At 65.6% G+C, this 21,836-nt stretch carries 22 protein-coding genes and 1 tRNA gene; 15 read left to right on the top strand and 8 right to left on the bottom strand.

Annotated elements, in window-relative coordinates:
* The first annotated feature begins 43 nt into the window (after positions 1 to 43).
* The 10 genes from lon to OVY29_RS07315 all read left to right on the top strand — a co-directional run bounded on the left by lon (position 44) and on the right by OVY29_RS07315 (position 11,015).
* On the top strand, positions 44 to 2,440 hold the full coding sequence (gene lon / locus OVY29_RS07360) for an endopeptidase La (protein WP_037557901.1): 2,397 nt from the start codon (positions 44 to 46) through the stop codon (positions 2,438 to 2,440).
* A gap of 168 nt (positions 2,441 to 2,608) precedes the next feature.
* Positions 2,609 to 2,881 (top strand): HU family DNA-binding protein, encoded by a 273-nt coding sequence (locus OVY29_RS07355; protein WP_037510426.1) that lies wholly within the window; start codon positions 2,609 to 2,611, stop codon positions 2,879 to 2,881.
* Positions 2,882 to 3,054: 173 nt separating this feature from the next.
* Positions 3,055 to 3,129, top strand: a tRNA-Val gene (locus tag OVY29_RS07350).
* A gap of 88 nt (positions 3,130 to 3,217) precedes the next feature.
* Positions 3,218 to 3,526 carry a PepSY domain-containing protein gene (locus OVY29_RS07345; RefSeq protein WP_037557903.1) on the top strand — a complete coding sequence of 103 codons (309 nt, stop codon included), beginning with the start codon at positions 3,218 to 3,220 and terminating at the stop codon, positions 3,524 to 3,526.
* 133 nt (positions 3,527 to 3,659) lie between these two features.
* A complete protein-coding gene (locus OVY29_RS07340; protein WP_037557905.1) occupies positions 3,660 to 4,322 on the top strand; it encodes a response regulator transcription factor in 663 nt (220 codons plus the stop codon).
* Positions 4,323 to 4,427: 105 nt separating this feature from the next.
* Positions 4,428 to 5,732, top strand: coding sequence for a sensor histidine kinase (locus OVY29_RS07335; RefSeq protein WP_037557980.1), 1,305 nt, complete (start codon positions 4,428 to 4,430; stop codon positions 5,730 to 5,732).
* Positions 5,733 to 6,098: 366 nt separating this feature from the next.
* A complete protein-coding gene (locus tag OVY29_RS07330) occupies positions 6,099 to 7,769 on the top strand; it encodes a sulfatase-like hydrolase/transferase (RefSeq protein ID WP_313911144.1) in 1,671 nt (556 codons plus the stop codon).
* Positions 7,770 to 7,892: 123 nt separating this feature from the next.
* Complete coding sequence (locus OVY29_RS07325; RefSeq protein WP_037557909.1) at positions 7,893 to 8,261, top strand: EamA family transporter; 369 nt, start codon at positions 7,893 to 7,895, stop codon at positions 8,259 to 8,261.
* Between the two features lie 5 nt (positions 8,262 to 8,266).
* Positions 8,267 to 9,553 (top strand): hypothetical protein, encoded by a 1,287-nt coding sequence (locus OVY29_RS07320; RefSeq protein ID WP_313911143.1) that lies wholly within the window; start codon positions 8,267 to 8,269, stop codon positions 9,551 to 9,553.
* On the top strand, positions 9,543 to 11,015 hold the full coding sequence (locus OVY29_RS07315) for a UbiA family prenyltransferase (protein ID WP_052182522.1): 1,473 nt from the start codon (positions 9,543 to 9,545) through the stop codon (positions 11,013 to 11,015). The genes OVY29_RS07320 and OVY29_RS07315 overlap by 11 nt, the downstream gene beginning before the upstream one ends.
* Here the strand turns inward: OVY29_RS07315 and OVY29_RS07310 are convergent.
* The 3 genes from OVY29_RS07310 to OVY29_RS07300 all read right to left on the bottom strand — a co-directional run bounded on the left by OVY29_RS07310 (position 10,979) and on the right by OVY29_RS07300 (position 13,672).
* Entirely contained in the window at positions 10,979 to 12,547 is a 1,569-nt protein-coding gene (locus tag OVY29_RS07310) for a hypothetical protein (protein WP_313911142.1), read from the bottom strand. The two genes, OVY29_RS07315 and OVY29_RS07310, sit on opposite strands and share 37 nt — an antisense overlap.
* 145 nt (positions 12,548 to 12,692) lie before the next feature.
* Positions 12,693 to 13,388 (bottom strand): glutathione S-transferase N-terminal domain-containing protein, encoded by a 696-nt coding sequence (locus OVY29_RS07305; protein ID WP_037557912.1) that lies wholly within the window; start codon positions 13,386 to 13,388, stop codon positions 12,693 to 12,695.
* Entirely contained in the window at positions 13,385 to 13,672 is a 288-nt protein-coding gene (locus OVY29_RS07300) for a chorismate mutase (protein WP_037557913.1), read from the bottom strand. The genes OVY29_RS07305 and OVY29_RS07300 overlap by 4 nt, the downstream gene beginning before the upstream one ends.
* Positions 13,673 to 13,780: 108 nt before the next feature.
* On the opposite strand from OVY29_RS07300, the gene OVY29_RS07295 reads away from it, so the two are divergent.
* From OVY29_RS07295 to OVY29_RS07280, 4 genes are all read left to right on the top strand, one after another.
* Complete coding sequence (locus tag OVY29_RS07295) at positions 13,781 to 14,794, top strand: polyprenyl synthetase family protein (protein WP_037557986.1); 1,014 nt, start codon at positions 13,781 to 13,783, stop codon at positions 14,792 to 14,794.
* Between the two features lie 6 nt (positions 14,795 to 14,800).
* Entirely contained in the window at positions 14,801 to 15,187 is a 387-nt protein-coding gene (locus OVY29_RS07290) for a DUF1801 domain-containing protein (protein WP_037557914.1), read from the top strand.
* The gene (hrpB, locus tag OVY29_RS07285; RefSeq protein ID WP_313911141.1) at positions 15,184 to 17,649 is read left to right on the top strand and encodes an ATP-dependent helicase HrpB; all 2,466 of its coding nucleotides are present in this window, start codon (positions 15,184 to 15,186) and stop codon (positions 17,647 to 17,649) included. Before OVY29_RS07290 ends, hrpB begins: the two co-directional genes overlap by 4 nt.
* A gap of 69 nt (positions 17,650 to 17,718) precedes the next feature.
* Positions 17,719 to 17,997: an ETC complex I subunit gene (locus tag OVY29_RS07280; protein WP_037557916.1), complete on the top strand. Its 279-nt coding sequence runs from the start codon at positions 17,719 to 17,721 to the stop codon at positions 17,995 to 17,997.
* A 142-nt stretch (positions 17,998 to 18,139) separates the two neighbouring features.
* On the opposite strand, the gene OVY29_RS07275 is transcribed toward OVY29_RS07280, so the two are convergent.
* The 5 genes from OVY29_RS07275 to OVY29_RS07255 all read right to left on the bottom strand — a co-directional run bounded on the left by OVY29_RS07275 (position 18,140) and on the right by OVY29_RS07255 (position 20,176).
* Positions 18,140 to 18,355 carry a DUF4170 domain-containing protein gene (locus tag OVY29_RS07275; protein ID WP_037557917.1) on the bottom strand — a complete coding sequence of 72 codons (216 nt, stop codon included), beginning with the start codon at positions 18,353 to 18,355 and terminating at the stop codon, positions 18,140 to 18,142.
* Positions 18,356 to 18,436: 81 nt separating this feature from the next.
* Complete coding sequence (locus tag OVY29_RS07270; protein ID WP_037557918.1) at positions 18,437 to 18,796, bottom strand: hypothetical protein; 360 nt, start codon at positions 18,794 to 18,796, stop codon at positions 18,437 to 18,439.
* Positions 18,780 to 19,172: a hypothetical protein gene (locus OVY29_RS07265; RefSeq protein WP_037557919.1), complete on the bottom strand. Its 393-nt coding sequence runs from the start codon at positions 19,170 to 19,172 to the stop codon at positions 18,780 to 18,782. The genes OVY29_RS07270 and OVY29_RS07265 overlap by 17 nt, the downstream gene beginning before the upstream one ends.
* Positions 19,156 to 19,620 carry a phage holin family protein gene (locus OVY29_RS07260; RefSeq protein ID WP_037557920.1) on the bottom strand — a complete coding sequence of 155 codons (465 nt, stop codon included), beginning with the start codon at positions 19,618 to 19,620 and terminating at the stop codon, positions 19,156 to 19,158. Before OVY29_RS07260 ends, OVY29_RS07265 begins: the two co-directional genes overlap by 17 nt.
* A gap of 7 nt (positions 19,621 to 19,627) precedes the next feature.
* Positions 19,628 to 20,176, bottom strand: coding sequence for a hypothetical protein (locus OVY29_RS07255; RefSeq protein ID WP_235211620.1), 549 nt, complete (start codon positions 20,174 to 20,176; stop codon positions 19,628 to 19,630).
* Positions 20,177 to 20,375: 199 nt separating this feature from the next.
* Here OVY29_RS07255 and eno point away from each other — a divergent pair, with 199 nt between their 5' ends.
* The gene (gene eno, locus OVY29_RS07250; RefSeq protein WP_037557921.1) at positions 20,376 to 21,650 is read left to right on the top strand and encodes a phosphopyruvate hydratase; all 1,275 of its coding nucleotides are present in this window, start codon (positions 20,376 to 20,378) and stop codon (positions 21,648 to 21,650) included.
* Positions 21,651 to 21,836: the final 186 nt, after the last annotated feature.

The following is a 21,836-nucleotide window of genomic DNA, read 5'->3' as shown; positions in this document are numbered from 1 at the left end:
AAAGGGCGGTGCGCCCGGTCGCGGGGCCCGCCCAGGAGCCGTAATGACGCAATCTTATCCCCTTCTTCCGCTGCGTGACATCGTCGTTTTCCCGCACATGATCGTACCTTTGTTCGTCGGCCGCGACCGCTCGGTCGCCGCGCTCGAGGCCGCGATGGAAAGCGACAAGGAAATCTTCCTCGTCGCGCAGCTCGATCCGGGCGAAGACGATCCGCAGCGCGACGACCTGTACGATGTCGGCGTGATCGCGACCGTGCTCCAGCTGCTCAAGCTGCCCGACGGCACCGTTCGCGTGCTCGTCGAAGGCAAGGAGCGCGCGAAGCTGCTGTCGCTCGCCGACGAAGACAAGGCGGTGATGGCGAGCGTCAAGCCGATCGGCGACACGGTCGACGACAGCGTCGATACTGCCGCGCTGATGCGTTCGGTCGTCGACCAGTTCGAAAATTACGCCAAGCTCAACAAAAAGATGCCCGCCGAAACCGCGGTGCAGCTGTCGCAGATCGAAGACGCCTCGCGCCTCGCCGACTCGGTTGCGGGCAACCTCAACATCAAGGTCTCCGACAAGCAGGCCTTGCTCGTCGAGGATGCGCCGTCGAAGCGGCTCGAAATGGTCTTCGCCTTCATGGAGGGCGAGCTTGGCGTGCTGCAGGTCGAAAAGAAGATCCGCGGCCGCGTGAAGCGCCAGATGGAAAAGAGCCAGCGCGAATATTATCTCAACGAGCAGTTGAAGGCGATCCAGCGCGAGCTCGGCAACGACAATGGCGAGGGTGGCGACGACCTGGCCGAGTTGCAGCTCAAGATCGACAGCCTCAAAATGTCGAAGGAGGCGAAGGCGAAGGCGCAGGCGGAGCTCAAGAAGCTGCGCGCGATGGCGCCGATGTCCGCCGAAGCGACGGTCGTCCGCAACTATCTCGACACGCTGATCGGCCTGCCGTGGGGCAAGAAGTCGAAGCTCAAGAAGGATATCGCCAAGGCGCAGGCCGTCCTCGACGACGACCATTATGCGCTCGAAAAGGTCAAGGACCGGATCGTCGAATATCTCGCCGTGCAGGCGCGCACCAACAAGCTGAAGGGGCCGATCCTGTGCCTCGTCGGCCCTCCGGGCGTCGGCAAGACCTCGCTCGGCCGTTCGATCGCGAAGGCGACGGGCCGCGAATTCGTGCGCCAGTCGCTGGGCGGCGTGCGCGACGAGGCCGAAATCCGCGGCCACCGCCGCACCTATATCGGCTCGCTGCCGGGCAAGATCGTGACCAACCTCAAAAAGGCCGGCACGATGAACCCGCTGTTCCTGCTCGACGAGATCGACAAGCTCGGTCAGGATTTTCGCGGCGATCCGGCCTCGGCGCTGCTCGAGGTGCTCGACCCCGAACAGAATGGCAAGTTTCAGGACCATTATCTGGAGGTCGACGTCGACCTCAGCGACGTAATGTTCGTGACCACCGCCAATTCGCTCAACCTGCCGCAGCCTTTGCTCGACCGCATGGAGATCATCCGGCTCGAAGGTTATACCGAGGACGAAAAGGTCGAGATCGCCAAGCTGCACCTGATCGCCAAGCAGGTCGAGGCGCACGGGCTGAAGGCCGGCGAGTTCGAGCTGACCGAAGAGGGGCTGCGCGACCTCATCCGCTATTACACCCGCGAAGCCGGCGTCCGCACGCTCGAACGCGAGATCGCGCGGCTGGCGCGCAAGGCGCTGCGCCGCATTCTCGAAGGCAAGGCGGAAAGCGTCACCGTTACGCCGGACAATCTTTCCGAATTCGCCGGCGTGCGCAAGTTCCGCCACGGCATGGGCGATCTGGAGGATCAGGTCGGCGCCGTCACCGGGCTGGCATGGACCGAGGTCGGCGGCGAATTGCTGACGATCGAAGCGGTCACCGCGTCGGGCAAGGGACAGGTGCGTACCACCGGCAAGCTTGGCGAAGTGATGACCGAGTCGGTGCAGGCGGCGCTGTCGTTCGTGAAGGCGCGCGCGCCGGCCTATGGCATCAAGCCGAGCCTGTTCGCGCGCAAGGATATCCACATTCACCTGCCCGAAGGCGCGGTGCCGAAGGACGGCCCGTCGGCGGGCGTCGGCATGGTCACCGCGATGATTTCGACGCTGACCGGGATCGCGGTGCGCCGCGACGTCGCGATGACGGGCGAAGTCACGCTGCGCGGGCGCGTGCTCGCGATCGGCGGGCTCAAGGAAAAGCTGCTCGCGGCGCTGCGCGGCGGCATCAAGACGGTGCTGATACCCGAGGAAAATGAAAAGGACCTCGTTGAAATCCCGGCGAATATCACGAGCGGGCTCAAGATCATCCCGGTCAACCATGTCGATCAGGTGCTGGCCGAAGCGCTCGTGTCGCCGGTCGTGCCGATCGAATGGACCGAGGCCGACGAGCTTGCCGCGTCGCCGCCGGTGCCGCCGGGAAGCGACCCCGAATCGGCGATTCGGCACTGAGGCGCCGCCGCTCGGGGGCGTTTCACCCCAAATTCGTCGCAAAATCGACGTTTTGGAACGTTTTTCGCCCTTTTTTGCTTTGACAAGACAGGGGCAAACATCGTTAGTGGCGCGCCATGGCTTCGGGCCATGAGAATCATTCAACCATAATGCAGGGGTTCCTTAGGCATGAACAAACAAGACCTGATCGCCGCCGTCGCCGATTCGAGCGGCCTGACCAAGGGTGATGCCAGCAAGGCCGTGGAAGCTGTCTTCGACGCGATCACCGGCTCGCTGAAGAAGGGCGGCGAAGTCCGTCTCGTCGGCTTCGGCACTTTCGCGGTCAGCAAGCGCAAGGCATCGACCGGTCGCAACCCGCGCACCGGCGAAACGATGACCATCGCGGCGTCGAACCAGCCGAAGTTCAAGGCCGGCAAGGCCCTCAAGGACGCCGTCAACTAAGTTGGCCCGCGCCTTTTGGTAAAAACATCTCGGGCCGCGGCGCAAGCTGCGGCCCGATTTGCATTACCAGTCGGTCGGTGGGCGAATTTTCGGGCAAATGGGCGTTGCATTCACCGCGCCAGCGGCTATGGACGTCCGGCTTTCGGACGCCGGACTTCGGTTCGCACCGGGACGGGCGCGTAGCTCAGCGGTAGAGCACACCCTTCACACGGGTGGGGTCACAGGTTCAATCCCTGTCGCGCCCACCATGGCCCTTCGCGCCATGGTGGAAACCCGAACCGTGGCTGACCCGCCCATTCATCGCCTATTCAATGCTTTCGCGTTAGAGAAACGGCCATGACCCGCACCCTGACCCTTTCGCTGATCTCCGCCCTGCTGCTGTCGGCAGGCGCCCCCGCGCTCGCGCGCGGCGACCGTGATCAGGACAATCTGCGCCAGGCCGCGGCGCAGGGGCAGGTGGTTCCGCTGAACAAGCTGGTCGCGGATATCCGTTCGCGCCCGCCCTACAACGACATGACCTATCTTGGCGGACCGCAGTTCGATGCGGGACGGATGATCTACAAGCTCAAATTCATGGACGGCAGCCAGGTGGTCGTTGTCTATGTCGATGCCCGCACGGGCCGGATCGTCGGCCGCAAACCCTGACAAATAGTGGGTCTGGACCCCAAAAAGACCGCCCGTTTCGTCGCAACGAGATTTTGCGATGGACGTTCGGACTTGATACACAGTCGAAACATGCGGGCCGTCCGGTTCGGTTTCGCAAAGGAAAGGCGCCTGAATGCGGATTTTGATTGTCGAGGACGAACCCACGCTGGGCCCGCAGCTCAAGGCGACGCTCGAGGGGGCTGGCTATGCCGTGGACCTCGCGACCGATGGCGAGGACGGGCATTTCCTCGGCTCGACCGAAACCTATGACGCGGCGATCCTCGATCTCGGGCTTCCCGAAATCGACGGGCTGACCGTGCTCGACCGCTGGCGCCGCGAAAAGCGCAATTTCCCGGTGCTCGTGCTGACCGCGCGCGACAGCTGGTCGGACAAGGTCGCGGGGCTCGACGCCGGCGCCGACGACTATCTGGCCAAGCCCTTCCAGACCGAGGAGCTGATCGCTCGCCTGCGCGCGCTGATCCGCCGCGCGTCGGGCAATGCGTCGAGCGAACTGATCGCGGGCGACGTCCGTCTCGACACGCGCTCGGGCCGCGTCACGCTCGCCGGCGAGCCGGTGAAGCTGACCGCGCAGGAATATAAGCTGCTGTCCTACCTGCTCCACCACAAGGGCAAGGTCGTGTCGCGTACCGAGCTGATCGAGCATATCTACGATCAGGATTTCGACCGCGATTCGAATACGATCGAAGTGTTCGTCACGCGCATCCGAAAAAAATTGGGCGCCGACATCATCACGACGATCCGCGGGCTCGGCTATCAACTCGACGATCCGCAATAAACCATGTCGACGGCCGACGTCGCCCCGGAGGTCGAAACCGACCCGGACGCGGCAATCAAGCCCCTAGCCACGTCGGGCCGCATCACCGGCTCGCTGGCGCGGCGCATGATCGCGATCGCGGCGCTCTGGATTTCGGTGCTGCTGATCGGCGGCGGTTTCGCGCTCGATCAGGTGCTGAAGAGCGCGATCACGCGCAATTTCGACTCGGGCCTCGAATATGTGCTGATCGCGATGATCCGCTCGTCGGAGATCGGCCCCGATGGCGAGGTGCGGCTGATCGAGCCGCTCGGCGACCAGCGCTTCCTCGAACCGTACAGCGGCCTCTATTGGCAGATCAGCGGGGGCAATCAGGAACCCTACCGCTCGCGTTCGCTGTGGGAGCGCACGTTGAAGGCGCCGACACCCCATGTCGACAACCAGATCCACACATACGACAGCAACCAGTTCCCCGACGAGGAATTGCGCGTGCTCGAACGCAATGTCATCCTGCCGGGGAGCCGGACCAATTGGCGGTACCAGATCGCGCAGTCGCGCGAGGCGCTCGATGCGCAGGTCAGCGCGGTGCGGCAGACATTGATCCCCAGCCTCGTGCTGCTCGGGCTCGGTCTCATCATCCTCGCGGCGCTCCAGACCTTCTATGGCCTGTGGCCGCTGCGCCACATCCGGCGCGCGATCGCGGCGATGCGCGGGGGGCAGAACCGCCGCGTCACCGCGCCGCTGCCGCTCGAAGTGCAGCCGATGGTTGACGAACTCAACGCGCTGCTCGCGCATAATGAGAAACAGGCCGAGGAAGCCCGGCTCCACGCCGGAAATCTCGCGCACGCGCTGAAGACCCCGCTCACTGTGCTCGTCAATAGTGCAACCAGCTCGGACAGCGAACTGGCCGAAACGGTGCGGCGCGAGGCGGCGACGATGCAGCGGCAGGTCGACCACCACCTCGCACGCGCGCGTGCGGTCGGCCGCCGCGGCGCGGCGCAGGCCCGCGCGGTGGTATGGGACAGCGTCGGCAGCGTGTCGCGCGCGGTCGCCGCGCTCTATCCCGATGTGCGGCTCGATGCCGCGGGCGACAAGAGCGTCATTGCGCGCGTCGAGCGGCAGGATCTCGACGAACTTATCGGCAACCTGCTCGAAAATGCCGCCAAATATGGCGGGGGCAGCATCTTCGTGACGATCGGCCGCGACGACAATATGGCCGAGATATTGGTCGAGGACGACGGCGCGGGCATCTCGCCCGCCGACCGCTCGCGTATCTTCGACCGCGGCGTGCGGCTCGACAGCGGCAAGCCGGGGACGGGGCTGGGGCTCGCGATCGTGCGCGACGTGGCGGAGATTTACGGCGGCAATATCATGCTGGAGGAGAGCGAGGATCTGGGCGGGTTGCTGGTGCGCCTAAGGCTGCCGGCGGGGTAGGACCGCGTCGGATCGCAGAGTTTCTCGTGCGCTACGGAACGAACGGAAAGCCGACCGGGTGCGAAGTCATTTTGTCCAGCGACCACGACGATCTCGAGCAGATGACGTGCCGCCTGGTCGAGGCTCGCGCTCGCTTTCGGCCGGGAAAGAATGACCGCGGAGAAGCTGCCAAAACAAGGTGAACTGGCACCTCGCCGCGACGATGATCGTCTCGCCAATCGGTATCGTCGCTGCGGACCTTGCCGACAATAACGTCGATTTAATATTCCCTTGGCGGGAAAGGGAATAGCATAGGGCATGTTCCGGGGGCGACATGAAGCGATACTCTGATGTGCGGGCTTACGTCAAAGAGGTATTGCTGGCACTTTGTTTTCTTTCGGCGCTGCCCGCTATCGTAATCGCTCTGCCGATCTCGTAGGACCCGTCCCGCACGCGGGCTATCTGTTTCTCCTCATCATATTGTGGGGTGGGCTCCTCGGGGCCGCCTACACTCCGCCGGCAATTCTACGCTGGATCACTGCGTTCCTGCTGGCCGGGGCGGCCTATTACATGCTCGTGTTCGAGCGCGTGACGACCGAGTTCCTGACCTACGACGCCTTCATCAACATGCTGCACTCCGCGGCGTTCATTGGCGATGCCCTGGCGCAGAATCAGACCGCGTTTGTCGGGGCGGCGCTTCCCGCGCTGCTTCTGCTGGCGGCCATCGGAATGGCGCCGCGGCGGCACCTTCCGCTCCCCCGATGGCTGGTCGCCGCGACGCCCTGGCTGGCGATGTTCGCACTGACGGGACTGCTTTTCCTTCGCGGCGGCGACGGTGCGCGTGGACAGCCGCCGAGCTTCGCGCCGATCGCCTATCTGACGCTTGCCGGATATGAGAAGGCGACGGGCAATATTGGCGAGCGCCAGTCCGTTCGCCTTCGGTGGGCCCGCCGGCCGCTCAGCCGGAATATCATCCTCATCGTCGATGAAAGCGTCGCCGGCCAGTATCTGGACGTCAATTCGCCGACCGGCGTGCCCACGCCGCTCTCAGGCACTTGGCCATCCGCCCGCATTTACAACTATGGTCTCGCCGCGTCGGTCACCAATTGCAGCGTCGGCAGCAATGTCACCCTTCGCTACGGCGGCACGCGCAATGACTATCAGCGGATCAACGGCACGCAGCCGTCGATCTGGGCCTATGCCCGCAAGGCCGGGCTGCGCACCGTCTATATCGACAGCCAGCGAACCGGCGGCGCGCTGCAAAACATGATGAGCGATGAAGAGCGCGCGCTGATCGACCACTTCGTGCAATTCGACAATGTGCCCGTGGAACAGCGCGACCGGGCGGCGGCGAGCGAACTCATCCGGGAACCTGCCGATCATCGTCCGAAATTCATTCTCGTGAACAAGGTCGGTGCCCATTTTCCGGTTCACGACAAGTTTCCGGCGGCTTACCTGCGCTATCATCCGGTTCTGCCACGCGGACGATACCGGAATATTTCCGATACCGGCAGCCGCGCGGGCTTCGCCGGTGGAATGGAGGATTGGGTTCGCTACCACAATTCCTATCGCAATACGTTGCTGTGGAATGTCGGGGCGTTCTTCGAAACGCTTCGCGACGAGGCCGATTTTTCGCAGACGACGATGATCTACACGTCCGACCATGGCCAGAATCTGCATGAGCGGGGCAATCCCGGACTTTCCACCCATTGCAGCGTCGATCCCGTCCAGGAAGAAGGCGTCGTTCCGCTGGTGGTGATCGACGGCAACCGGGGTTCGGGCGTGGATTGGCGCCGGGATGTCGCGCATAACCGTAACCGGTCGAGCCACTATATGATTTTCCCGACCCTGCTGGAACTGATGGGTTATGATCCGGGCGCCGTCGAAAAGCGCTACGGACGGGCGCTGAACGAAGCTTCGCACGATCCTGTGAGCTTCAACAAGCTGTTCAATGCGCGGCTCAATCGCAAACCACAGTGGGTCATGATCGATCCGGCAAGCGTCGTTCAGCCGCCCCGCGCCGACATTCGCGACGATCCTGATCGCGGCCGGCGGTAAGTCGGCACGCGCGACGGACAGTGGCCTGTTCGGCAGGAATTGGCTCGACATTTGGCTCAAGATTAACCTTATCTTGTATCGCCGCGATTAGTGGCAAACCGCTGACAGACCGAAAGATTGTCCATGACAGTGCGCCTGCTCCTTCTGATCCTCGCAAGCGTAAGCCTCTCCGCCCTTGCGCAGCTCGCCCTCAAGATCGGGACGACCGCCGCCGCCGGTGGCCGATCGACGGGCATCGGCGGAGAGATTGGCGGCCTCGCGCAATCCCCGATGATCCTGCTGGGCCTCGCCCTCTACGGCATCGGAGCGCTGCTCTGGCTTTTCGTTCTCGGCCGTGCCCCGCTGTCGCTGGCCTATCCCTTCGTCGGGATCGGCTTCATTCTGACGATGCTTGCGGGTGCCTTTTGGCTGAACGAAAGCATCAGCGTCGCACGCGTCGTCGGAACCCTGCTGATCGCCGTCGGCTGCGTGCTGGTCGCGCGCTCGGCGTAAATCCCGTGACTCCGCCGAGCCCAAATCTTCAGCCCGCGATACTGGAGCTCTCACCGCGAGCCTGCTCGGCCCTGCTCGCCGCGATCGTCCTCGTCGCCGTGGTTCTGAGAGTGGCGGGCGCGTGGGTCCTGCAGCATCCACTCGATAGCGATCCGCTCGCCTATTTCACCATGGCCCAAGGCCTCGCCGAACGCGGCGAGCTCGCCGATATGTACGGCCAAAAGGCTTTCTACAGCGCCGGCTACCCCTTGCTGCTGGCTCCCTTTTTCAAGGCTTTGGGCAGTTCGGTCGGCGTGGCGATCGCGGTCAATCTGCTTTTGTGCGCGGTCAGCATCGGACTGATCTACCGGCTCACGATCGCGCTGTCCGGGCATCGCGGCGCGGGGCTGATCGCCGCTGCCGTCTATGCGCTCTGGTTTCCCGGCCTCTGGAACGCGACGATGCTGGCAAAGGAGAATCTCTCGACCCCCTTGCTGCTTGGCATCGCCCTCTGCGCGGTCGGGATCGCGCGCGGCGAACGCCCGGCGGGCACCGCGCTGGTCGCCGGCCTGTTGTGGGGGGCGGCGCTGGTCACGGGCGGTTCGGCGCTGCTGCTCTGCTTCGGCGTCGCCGCCGCGCTGCTGATGCTCTGGCGCGCGCGGGGCAGCTTTGCACCGGCCTTTTCCGCGGGGCTATGCTTCATCGTCGGCGGCGCGGTGATGCTGGCGCCGTGGCTTTACGCGACCAACCAGATGGTCGGCCGTCCGGTCCTCACCACCAACGCCGCGTTCAACCTGTATCTCGGCAACAACCCCGCCGCGACCGGCAGGTTCGTGAGCATCGCCGACACGCCGCTGGCGAAGGATTGGGACGCCACGCGCCTGCGCCTTGGCGAGGCCGGCAATGCGGACCGCCTGCAAGCCGCAGCGCTCGACTGGATCGACGCGAATCCTGGCCGGGCGGCGGAACTGGCCGCGCTCAAACTCGTCTATTTCTGGCAACCCAATCTTCCCGACGCGAACGATTTCGCGGCCTCGAAGGCCATCGCCTCGATCCGGCTCTTCGAGGTTGCGCAATATGGGCTGATCCTGCTGATCGGGCTGCTCGCCTTTCGTTCGCGGCGGATCGCAAGCGACGGCAAATGGATTTTTGCCGCCATGATCGCGGGCTTCTGGTTGATCCATGCCGCCGCCTATATCATCATCCGCTACCGCGATCCGGCGATTCCGCTGCTGATCGTCATGGCAGCCGTCCCGGTCGCCGCCTGGATCGAGCGGCTTCCGGCGCGAAGGGCCGTACGCGATGCTGCATGAACAACCCGACCGCGCCCCTGACCTCGCCAACGAGGCCGTGCCGCTGTTCGTCGACGTCGACGGGACGCTGACGCGCGCGGATATCTCGCTCGAAAGCTTCGTGCGGATCGGGCGATCGGGCATAGCCGCGCTGATCGCGGTGCTGGCATGGCTGATCGCGGGTCGCGCCGTCGCCAAGACAATGGCCGCGCGGCGCGACCGCATCGATGCCGCGCGACTGCCCTACCGGCCAGAAGTACTCGATCTCATCGAGCAGGCGAGGGCCGAAGGCCGCCCGGTGATCCTCGCGAGCGCAAGCCATTGGCGGCACATCCGCCGCATCGCCGATCATCTGGCGCTTTCGGATCCGGTCATTGCAACGCGCGGCCGCTCCAACCTGAAAGGCGCCGCCAAGCTGGCGGCCATCCGTGCACGCATCGGTGCCGATACGCCGTTCGACTATGTGGGCGACAGCCGCGCCGACAGCTGCCTGTGGCGCGAAGCGCGGCAGGGCTGGTCGGTCGGCCATGTCCCGCCGCGATCGGCGGTCGAACGCCTCGGCGACCTGCGCCGCAGCCCCGCCCGAGCCATTGTCAGGGCCATGCGGCCCCACCAATGGGCCAAGAACGCGCTGGTGATCGTTCCCGCGCTGACGTCGGGCGAGTTCACGAAGCCCGCCATATTGCTCACGGCCGTGGCGGCCGCGTTGCTCATGTCGCTGATCGCCTCGTCGATCTATTTGCTGAACGACCTGCTCGATATCGACTCCGATCGTGCGCATCGTACCAAATGGAAACGGCCGCTTGCCTATGGCGATCTCCCGATCCCCGCCGCGCTCGGCCTGTCCCTGCTTCTCGCGGCCGTCGGCCTTGCCGGGGGATGGCTGTTGGGTGGCCCGGAACTGACCTTCTGGCTCCTCGCCTATATGGCGATCACGACCGCCTATTCGTTCCGGCTGAAGGCGGTGATGGTCGGCGACGCGATCGTCCTCGCTTCGCTCTACACGATCCGTATCTGGATCGGCGCGATCGCGATCGGGGTAGCACTCAGCTTCTGGCTGTTGCTCTTCTCGGTCTTCCTGTTCCTGAGCCTCGCCTATCTGAAACGCTATGTCGAGATGCGCGACGCGATCGAACCCGGGCGCCTGCTGAGCGGGCGCGGCTATGTCGGCGGCGATCTTGACGTGGTGATGATGTCGGGGATCTCGGCCGGAATGGTAGCGATCCTCGTGCTCGCTCTGTTCGCGCATGACCCGGAAACGGCCGAACATTATGCGTTGCCCGAAATGCTGTGGCTGCTCTGCCTGCCGCTGATCTACTGGCTGAACCGCATCTGGATGATGGCCCGGCGCGGCGAGGTCGAGGGCGACCCGGTGGCTTTCGCGATAAAGGACAGGCGAAGCCTCTTCGTCGGCGTCGTTATGGCCTGCGTTTTCCTTGGCGCCCTCTACGGACCGGCGCCCATCCACCTGATCGCCGATTGAGGGCGCGGAATCGAGCCGGGCTCAGGGGGCTCGGACGCCTGCTTGATCAACAGCGTATCGATCCCGCGGCTGTAGACTATCGCATAGCCCGGCAAGCGGGGAACGCTCTTGCTATCGATTCCCGCGATCCACAATGCGTTGAAATCCGCCTGTGCCATGCTTCTCATTCGTTCGCCGAGCACATGCCGATCCGGCGCGCCTTCGGGGCAGTGGACCGGAATGTCCTGCGAACCGTCGAACCAGCGGGCGCGATCCGGTGGTTGCCGGATCGTCATCACGTCCGAGCCGGGGATCTGGAACAGCGTATTGCCGAATGCGTCGCGCCGCGTGATCGCATAGGCGCCGAGCTTGCGGTTCGGGGTCAATGTCCAGTTGTCGCACCCTGCTTCCGCGGACAGGAATCCAAGCCGGCTCCCCCGCGGCACCTCGTCGAGCAGAACCAGCCTCTTTTGCAGCGCGCGGTCGGCCTGCCACCAATGCACCGATGTCCACCCTGCGCGCAGCACGAACAGGCTCGCGCCCAGCATGATCAGCAGCCGCTCGCGTTCGGGTCTTGGAGCGGGGCGGATCGCCATGATCGTGACCATCATCGCCACGGGAGCGAGGCGCAGGTCCGCACCCCAGCTTCCCAAAACCGTCGTCGGCAGCACGAGCGTCGCGAACAGCAGCAATCCGCCGCCCGCGGCGAGGCGAGGCTCCAGCCGGCGCCCGCCCGCCCACAGGAACGCAAGGATCGCGCCGAGGCAGATGCTCGCCGTTATCGCGAGGTCGAATGGCATCGACAGGCCTTTGAGCGCCGTGACGAAATTCATGGCCTTCGCCTGCAGGAGGTGGGGAGCATACCAGAACAAACGGCCGCCGCCTTCGGCGTGCCAGACCAGGAGTGGAACGATCGGCAAAATCAACGGCGCAGCGCGCAAGGCGCGATGCACCAGATCGCGCCAGCTTCGCACCATCGCGAGCTCTGCGCTGGCAACAAGGAAAAGCAGGATCGCCCATCCCATGATATGGGCGGTCCACACCGCGATGGCGCCGAGACCGAAGGCAAGCGCGGCATGAAGGCTACCCGGCCGCTTGGCATACCACGCCGCCGCGACGAGCAGCGCCAGCGCCACGGACAGGCAATAATTGAGGAAACCGAACAAAAAGGGCTGCGCGAAAGCGAATGGCAGCGCGAGCATCGCGCCCCCCGTCACACGGCCGTGCGCCGAACGGGACAATAGGAGGATGCCGGCAACGGTGAGCGGAGCGATCAGCGCGCTCACGATGCGCGTGGCGGGCTCCACGCCAAGCCAGGACGAAAGCGCCAGGACGGGAAGGTCGACGCCAAGATTGCCGACCCAGCGCCAGTCGACGATAAAATAACGGTCGAGTGCCGTTCCCTGTCCGATCGCCGCGAAAATATGGTGACGCGCAAGATGATTGGGATAATCCGATGCTCCGGGCACGGTAACGACCAACATCGGCACGGCGGCGAGAAGGATGAGCAGCGCCGCGCACGAGAGCGGGACCACCTTTTTGCCGATCATCATCCCGCCGTATTCCTTCCGGCAAAGCCCTATTTCGTGTGCGGCAATTTGTCGTGCTGCCGAAAAGCGATTCCAGCCGACGGCATGATCAACGTCCATCTGAAAAATTGAAGAGTCTGACGGTGCCGAGCTCCCGCCTTTACCAGCCTCACGCCGCGGTTACTTCCAGCCCGCGCTGGACGCCGGGCCGTGCGAGCCCCGCATCCAGCCAGCGCTGGACATGCGCAAAGCGATCGAAACCGACGATTTCGCGCGCCTCGTAAAAGCCGATCAGGTTGCGCACCCAGCCGAGCAGCGAAATATCCGCGATGCTGTATTCATCGCCCATGATCCACGCGCGGCCATCGAGACGGCCGTCGAGCACGCCGAGCAGCCGCGCGGATTCGGCCGCGTAGCGGTCGCGCGGGCGCTTGTCCTCATATTCGCGCCCGGCGAATTTATGGAAGAAACCGAGCTGGCCGAACATCGGGCCGACGCCGCCCATCTGCCACATCACCCACTGGATCGTCTCGTAGCGCGTGGCCGGATCGGCCGACAGGAACCGCCCGCTCTTGTCGGCGAGGTAGATCAGAATCGCACCCGATTCGAATAGCGCGAGCGGTTTTCCGCCGGGGCCCTGCGGGTCGTAGACCGCGGGGATCTTGCCGTTGGGGTTGAGCGCGAGAAAGGCCGGGTCATGGCTTTCGTTCGCCATGATGTCGATCCGGTGCGGCTCATAGGGAAGGCCGGTTTCCTCGAGCATGATCCCCGCCTTCACCCCGTTTGGCGTCGGCGCGGAAAAAAGCTGGATGCGCTCGGGATGCTCGGCCGGCCAGCGGGCGAAGATCGGGTGGCCCGGGCTCATGCGTCCTGCTCGCGCTTCGCCTGCTGGTGATGGCGGATCACCTCGTCGATGATGAAGCGCAGGAATTTCTCGGTGAAATCGGGGTCGAGGTCGGCATCGCGGGCGAGGCTGCGGAGCCGCTCGATCTGCCGTTCCTCGCGGCTCGGGTCGGCGGGGGGCAGGCCCTCGCGCGCCTTGAGTTCGCCGACCGCCTTGGTCACCTTGAACCGTTCGGCGAGCATATAGACGAGCGCGGCGTCGATATTGTCGATGCTCTGGCGGTAACGGCTCAGCTGGTCGTCCATGGGTGCGCGGCTCCTCTTATCTCCGGCACGCTTGGCACCGGCGGGGGGCTGCTGGCAAGCCGAAAGTCGTTGCAAAATCGCGACCGCGCGGCCAAGGGTCGCCGCGTCATGACTGCCGAAATTCATCAGCTACATGGGCAGAGGCCGCCCTCGCTCGACCCGATGATGGCGCTCGTCGCCGCCGACATGAATGAGGTGAATTCGGTCATCCTCGACCGCATGCAGTCCGAAGTGCCGCTGATCCCCGAACTCGCAGGGCACCTGATCGCGGGCGGCGGCAAACGGATGCGGCCGATGCTGACGCTCGCCTGCGGCAAGCTGCTCGACTATCCGGGGCGGCGGCATTGCAAATTGGCGGCGGCGGTCGAATTCATCCACACCGCGACGCTGCTCCATGACGATGTCGTCGACAAATCGGACCTCCGCCGCGGCCGCAAGACCGCGAACATGATCTGGGGCAACAGCGCGTCGGTGCTCGTCGGCGACTTCCTGTTCAGCCGCGCGTTCGAGGTGATGGTCGAGGACGGATCGCTGAAGGTGCTCAAGATCCTCAGCCGCGCCTCGGCGGTGATCGCCGAGGGCGAGGTCAACCAGCTCTCCGCCCAGCGCCGGATCGAGACGAGCGAGGATCAATATCTCGCGATCATCAACGCCAAGACCGCCGAACTGTTCGCCGCGGCATGCAAGATCGCCGCGGTCGTGGCCGAGCGCGACGAAGCGACCGAAGCGGCGCTCGACGCCTATGGCCGCAATCTCGGCATCGCCTTCCAGCTCGTCGACGATGCGATCGACTATGTTTCGGACGCCGAAACGATGGGCAAGGGCGTCGGCGACGATTTCCGCGACGGCAAGGTCACGCTGCCCGTCATCCTCGCCCATGCGCGCGGGTCCGCGGAGGAGCGCGAATTCTGGAAACAGGCGATCGTCGGCCACCGCACATCGGACGAGGATCTCGCCTATGCGACCTCGCTGCTCCACAAGCACGATACGATCGCCGATACGCTGGCGCGGGCGCGTCACTACGGCCAGCGCGCGGTCGATGCGATCGGCGGCTTCCGTGCGAGCCAGGCGAAATCGGCGCTGACCGAGGCGGTCGCCTTCGCGGTCGCGCGCGCTTATTGAGCTTTCATGGCGACGATGGGCCCCGCGGCGGACAGCCCCGATGACTATATCGCGGCGCTGTCGGGCTGGCAGCTGGAACGGTGTCGGATGATGCGCGCGGCGATCATGGCCGCCGCGCCCTTTGAAGAAACGATCAAATGGACCAACCTCGTCTTCATGGCGAATGGCCCGTGCATATTGATCCGCGCCGAAGCGCATCGCGTCCTGCTCGGCTTCTGGCGCGGCAAAAGGCTGCGCGACCTCGAACCCCGGATCAAGGCGAGCGGCAAATATGAGCTCGGCAATCTGGTGCTGACCGAGGCGAGCGAGGTGGGGGGCGGCCAAGTGTCGAAACTCGCCGCCGAGGCTTTCCGTTTGAATGCCGAACTGGGCAACCCGGCAGCGCGCGTATGAGGCAGGCGCTTCCGATCGATCAGGTGCTGCCCGACATCATGGCGGCGCTGGTGCTGAAACCCAATGCGGTCGTTGTAGCACCCCCCGGCGCGGGCAAGACGACACGCGTCGCCCCGGCGCTGCTCGCCCAGCCATGGTGCACGGGCGCGGTGTGGCTGCTCTCGCCGCGCCGGCTCGCGGCGCGCGCTGCCGCCGAGCGGATTGCCGAAGAGATGGGCGCCGCGGTCGGCGGCCCGGTCGGCTATGCGACCCGCCTCGACAGCAAGCAGTCGAAGGACACCCGCCTACTCGTGATGACGCCGGGGCTGTTCCGCAACCGCATCCTCGCCGATCCCGAACTTGCCGGCGTATCGGCGGTGCTGTTCGACGAAGTGCATGAACGCAGCCTCGATGGCGATTTCGCACTCGCGCTGGCGATCGACGCGCAGCAGGGGCTGCGCGACGACCTCCGCCTCGTCGCCATGTCGGCGACGCTCGATGGCGCGCGCTTCGGCGCGCTGCTCGGCAACGCGCCGGTGGTGAAGAGCGAAGGCAAGATTTGGCCGCTCGACCTGCGCCATATCGGCCGCCGCGCCGAGGACAGGCTCGAAGCGTCGGTGCTCGCGGCGGTGCGGCAGGCGCTCGCCGATGAGGCCGAAGGCGACATGCTCGCTTTCCTGCCCGGCGCCGCCGACATCGAGCGCGCGGCGACGGCGGTCGAGGAGGCGCGCCTGCCGCTGGCCGTCCACCGCCTGCACGGCCAGATCGACCCGGCGCTCCAGCGCAAGGCGCTCGTCCGTGATCCCGACGGACGGCGCAAGCTGATCCTCGCGACGAGCATCGCCGAAACCAGCCTGACGATCGACGGCGTGCGCATCGTGATCGACGCCGGCCTGTCGCGCCGTCCGCGCTTCGACAAGGCGGCGGGGATCGCGCGCCTCGTCACCGAACGCGCGAGCCAGGCGTCGGCGACGCAGCGCGCGGGCCGCGCCGCGCGGCAGGGGCCGGGGGTCGCCTACCGTCTGTGGGAAGCCGCGGCGACCGCGGGCATGCCGCCCTTCGATCCGCCCGAAATCCACGAAAACGACCTGATGCCCGTCGTGCTCGATTGCGCGAGCTGGGGCATTGTCGATCCGCGTCAATTGGGCTGGCTCGACCCTCCGTCGCCCGCCGCGATTTCGGAGGCGAAGACGCGATTGCAGGCGATCGGCGCGCTGGCAGACGATGGCCGCATCACCGCGCACGGCAAGGCGCTCGCGGCGATCCCGCTGCCGGTGCCGCTCGCGCACATGCTGCTCGATGCGGCGCGCGCGGGCGAGGGTGAGATCGCGGGGCGGCTCGCGGTGCTGCTCACCGAGCCGGGGCTCGGCGGGCGCGGCGTCGATGTCGAAGCGCGGCTGTCGCGCTGGCGCGGCCAGCGGAACCAGCGCAGCGAAGGCGCGTGGCGGCTCGCGCGGCGGCTCGCGACGATCGGCGAGAAACTGGCGGCGGGGGCGGGCGAGGCCGCGCCGCGCTCGATCGGCGGCTGGATCGCGACCGCCTGGCCCGACCGCGTCGCGCGCCAGCGCGCGGGGCAGCGCGGCGAATATCTGAGCGTCGGCGGCCGCGCCTATCGCATCGATGCGGTCGACCCGCTTGCGGGCAGCGAATGGCTCGCGATCGCCGATGCGCAGGGCCATGCCGCGGGCGTGCGCATCCTCGCCGCCGCGCCGATCGGGCAGGACGAGGTCGAGGCGCTGTTCGCCGACCGGATCGTCGAACATTCGGCGAGCAGTTATGACAGCGCGAACGACCGCGTCGACCACCGCCGCGAGCGACGGCTCGGCGCGATCGCGCTGACGAGCGGGCAGGCGGCGCGCAGCGACAAGGCCGAGGACGACGTCGCGGTGCGCATGGCTGCGGTGCGCGACAAGGGTTTGGTGCTGATCGGCTGGGGGCCAGCGTCGCAGGCGCTGCGCCAGCGCGCATCCTTCGCGGGGCTCGACATATTGTCGACCAACGCGCTCGGCGACAGCCTCGAAATCTGGCTCGAACCCTTGCTTTCGGGGTGCCGCGGCCTGCGCGATATCGGCGATCGCAAGCTTGCCGACGCGCTGATGGCGATGCTCGACTGGCCGGCGCGGCAGCTGCTCGAAAAGCACGCCCCCGCCGACTATGCGACCCCGGCGGGTAGCCGCCATCCGATCGACTATGGCGCCGACGGCGGCCCGACCGTCAACGTGCGCGTCCAAGAGCTCTTCGGCCTCGCGCGCCACCCGACGGTGGGCGATCCGCCGGTGCCGCTGATCCTTGCGCTGACCTCGCCCGCACACCGCCCGATCCAGACGACGCGCGACATCGCATCCTTCTGGGGCGGGAGCTGGCACGATGTCGCGCGAGAGATGCGCGGACGCTATCCCAAGCACAGCTGGCCCGACGATCCGGCGAACGCGCGCCCGACCTTGCTGACCAAAGCCGCGCAGGCGCGGCGCGATGCGCAATAGACCCCTTTCGGTGTCGCGAGCTTGGCGCTAAGGCGGCGGCACAGACCCCGATTATACAGGACGACCCCGATGAAAGCGCGTATCTTCCAAAAGCCCAAGAATGCGATGCAGTCGGGGCGCGCCGGGACGCAGCGCTGGATGCTCGAATTCGCGCCCGCCGAGGCGCGCAAGGCCGATCCGCTGATGGGCTGGGCGGGCAGCGGCGACACGCAGCGCCAGCTTCGCCTCGGCTTCGCCAGCCGCGAAGAGGCGGTCGCTTACGCCGAGAAGAACGGTATCGAGGTCGAGATTACGCCGACGCCGGTCCGCACGCTGAAAATCCAGGCCTACGCGGACAATTTTCGGTAAAGCGGCTAGTTAAACCACCGTATCCCCGAGCGAAGACGAGGGGCTCATTCGAGCGTAGCGAGAAGCTGCCATGTCGCCGCCTCGACTTCGCTCGGCATAGCCCCTCGTCTTCGCTCGGGGATACGGATGGGATGTATGCCGCTTACTCAGCGTCGGGCTGCAGCAATTTGTGCAGGTGGACGACGACATATTTCATTTCGGCGTCGTCGACGGTGCGCTGGGCCGCGCTGCGCCATGCCTTTTCGGCCGATTTATAGTCGGGATAGAGGCCGACGACGTCGAGATTGCCGAGGTCGACGAAGTCGAGACCCTGCGGATCGCTGACGCGTCCGCCGAAGACGAGATGCAATTTGCTCATGACTGCTTTCCTTGCGGATAAACGCTGGTAGGGGAGAAGGCGCGGCCCCTACCAGTGCTTTGCCCTAACGGCAAGTGCAGCTCATTCCTCGTCTTTGCGGACGCCCTTGGGCAGCAGCGAACCGAGCAGCGCGCCGATCGCGACCGCGCCGGCGACGAGCGTCAGCGGTTGCTTCTCGGCGACGTCCTTGAGCTTGCTGTTGGCTCGTTTCGCCTGCGCCTTGCCCTTCTGATAGGCCTCACCGGCGGCTTCGCGCGCGACGCCGGCCTGTTCGCTGGCCTTTGCCGCGAATTCTTCGGTCGCGGCGCGGGCGCGGCCATAGCCGCCTTGAATGCGCGCCTTCGCCGCCTCGGCGGTCAGGCGGGCGTTTTCGGCGGTTTTCTCCGCAAGTTCACTCGCTTTGGCACGCGTTTCGCGGGCGGTTTCACCGAACGGCTTCATGATCGTCTTCCTCCAGAGTTTCAAATTCATCCTCGTCCGCCGGTTCGTCGACGGCACGAAAATGATCGGCGACTTCACTCGCCAGGTCCTGAATCTTGCGCGTCAGTTTCGGCGCATGTTCCTTGATCGGTTCGCGCAGCAACCACAGCGCGCCCGCCGCCGCGGCGATCGCGATCGGCCAGCGATTGTCGCGAAGCTCTTGGCCGACGGCATGCGCGGCATCGTCGACCTTTTCGCCGATCCGGTATTTGCCCCGATCGACGAGCGCCGACGGCCGGAGCGCCTCCTTCGCGACATCGAGCCGCCGATAAAGTTCGCCCCGCTGAAGCATCGAGCGTCGCGCCGCGGCGATCAGGCGGTTACGCATCCGCGGCATCGTCGATCCTCTCGTTGGTCAGGTCGCTGCGGAGCGCAGTGCGAATGTCGGCGTAGCTCTTTCGCGCGCGCCAGCCGGCGAACCCGGCCACGGCGAGCAATATGGCGACGACGATCAGGGTCGCGACGAACGGCCCGACATGCGGCGCGAGCGCCAGAATCGCCCCGAAAGCGAGCGCGAGCATCGCGATGCCCAAAGCCGAGGCGGCGACCGCGCCCCAACCCGCGGTCCATGACGCGCCGTGCAGCGCCAGCTCGCCGCGCGCTTCGAGCAGCGCAAGCTCCGCCTTTGCCGTCGCCGACAGATTGTCGACGACATCGCCGACAATCTTTTCGAGCGGAACGGGGGGCGGGGCGAGCGGGCGCCCGTCCGGCGCATAGCCATGACTTATGCCGTCGAAACGGCGCTCATCGGACGTTGGCGGAATGTTCGGATCGGAAGATGACAAGCTGCTGTCAATCGTTGGAGCTGCCTTTGAGCATGCGCGCGAGAACGAAGCCGATCACCGTGGCGGCGCCGACGGCGATCGCCGGGTTCTTCTTGACCATGTCGCGCGTCGAGGCCGCGAGTTCGTCGAGATCCTTCTTGTCGAGCGTCGTGGCGAGGCCGGCGACGGTCGAGGCGGCCGAGCGGGCATAGTCGCCGTACTGCTTGCCGAACTTGCTGTCGACGGTGCCGGCGCTGTCCTCAAGCATCTTGGCAAGGCTGCCGACGGCCTCGGCCGCCTTGTCCTTGCCCTTGGTCGCGGCGTCGCGCGCCTTGGCCGAGGCCTGGTTCTTGAACGCCGTCGCCTCATCCTTCAGCGAGGCGGCCTTTTTCGACGCTTCGGACTTGATGGTGTCGCGGGTCGCGGCGATCTGGTCGCGGATGGGATGGTCCTTGGCGGCCTTCACGGATGCGGGCTTGCGGGCGGGCGCGGCCTTGGTGGCGGCAGCCTTCGCGGGCGCCCTGGGACGGGGAGCTGCGGCTTTCTTCGTCGCGGGAGTAGCGGCTTTGGCCATCATTTAGTCCTCTTCTGTCGTGTCGGGCGCCGCGCGGGCGGGCATCCTCTTTTGGTCCTGCAAGATATATAGCAAGGCGCGCCCAATGGTTCCATCCCCGCGCAAAATTCCTATGCAGCGGTTGCACTAACGTCACCCGGCCGATAACAGGCGGGCGCTCTCTCAACCTGCTCCGTTCGGGGCGCCCAGCAGGACAGTTTCCATGACCGCCATCATCGACATCCACGGCCGCGAAATCCTCGACAGCCGCGGCAATCCCACCGTCGAAGTCGATGTGCTGCTGGAGGATGGCAGCTTCGGCCGCGCCGCGGTTCCCTCGGGCGCCTCGACCGGCGCGCACGAGGCGGTCGAACTGCGCGACGGCGACAAGGCGCGCTATCTCGGCAAGGGCGTGACCAAGGCGGTCGCGGCGGTCAACGGCGACATCGTCGAGGCGCTGATCGGCCTCGATGCCGAGGACCAGCGCGAACTCGACATGGCAATGATCGACCTCGACGGCACCGCGAACAAGAGCCGCCTCGGCGCCAACGCGATCCTCGGCGTCAGCCTCGCCGCCGCCAAGGCCGCGGCCGACGCGCGCGGCCTGCCGCTCTATCGCTATGTCGGCGGCGTCTCGGCTCGCACCTTGCCGGTGCCGATGATGAACATCATCAACGGCGGCGAACATGCCGACAACCCGATCGACGTGCAGGAATTCATGATCATGCCCGTCGGCGCCAGCAGCATCGCCGAGGCGGTGCGCTGGGGCAGCGAAATCTTCCACACGCTGAAAAAGGGGCTGTCGGCGAAGGGGCTCGCCACAGCGGTCGGCGACGAGGGCGGCTTCGCGCCGAACCTCGCCTCGACCCGCGCCGCGCTCGACTTCATCGCCGCCTCGGTCGATCAGGCGGGCTTCAAGCTCGGCACCGACGTCGTGCTCGCGCTCGACTGCGCCGCGACCGAATTCTTCAAGAATGGCAAGTACGAGATCAGCGGCGAAGGGCTCTCGCTGAGCCCCGAACAGATGGCCGAATATCTCGCCGCGCTGGTGAACGACTATCCGATCAAGTCGATCGAGGACGGCATGAGCGAGGATGATTTCACCGGCTGGAAGGCGCTCACCGACCTCATCGGCGACAAGTGCCAGCTCGTCGGCGACGATTTGTTCGTCACCAACCCCGCGCGCCTCGAACAGGGGATCAAGGACGGCCTCGCCAACTCGCTGCTCGTCAAGGTCAACCAGATTGGCACTTTGTCGGAAACGCTCGACGCGGTCGATATGGCGCACCGCGCGCGCTACACCGCCGTCATGTCGCACCGCTCGGGCGAGACCGAGGATTCGACGATCGCCGACCTCGCGGTCGCGACCAACTGCGGCCAGATCAAGACCGGCAGCCTCGCGCGTTCGGACCGGCTCGCCAAATATAACCAGTTGATCCGTATCGAGGAAGAATTGGGCGACATGGCGCGCTATCCGGGCGCAGCGATTTTTTCATAACATGGGCTACAGCCGGGCCCGAATTGCTTAGGTCGATCGGCCGAAACCTGTTACCTTCTCTCTCGACGGTTGCGGTTTTTCCACCAGATTGGCTTTTCGTGGTCCCGGCTCAATGCCCGCAGTCCCTCCGTTTCGTGCGGATAGCCGATCATAATATGCCGAGAGCCCGGGTCGCACCCGCTCCCG

The organism is Sphingopyxis sp. SE2, assembly GCF_032227185.1.
Taxonomy (GTDB): Bacteria; Pseudomonadota; Alphaproteobacteria; order Sphingomonadales; family Sphingomonadaceae; genus Sphingopyxis.
This window is presented reverse-complemented; position numbering and strand designations above follow the sequence as displayed.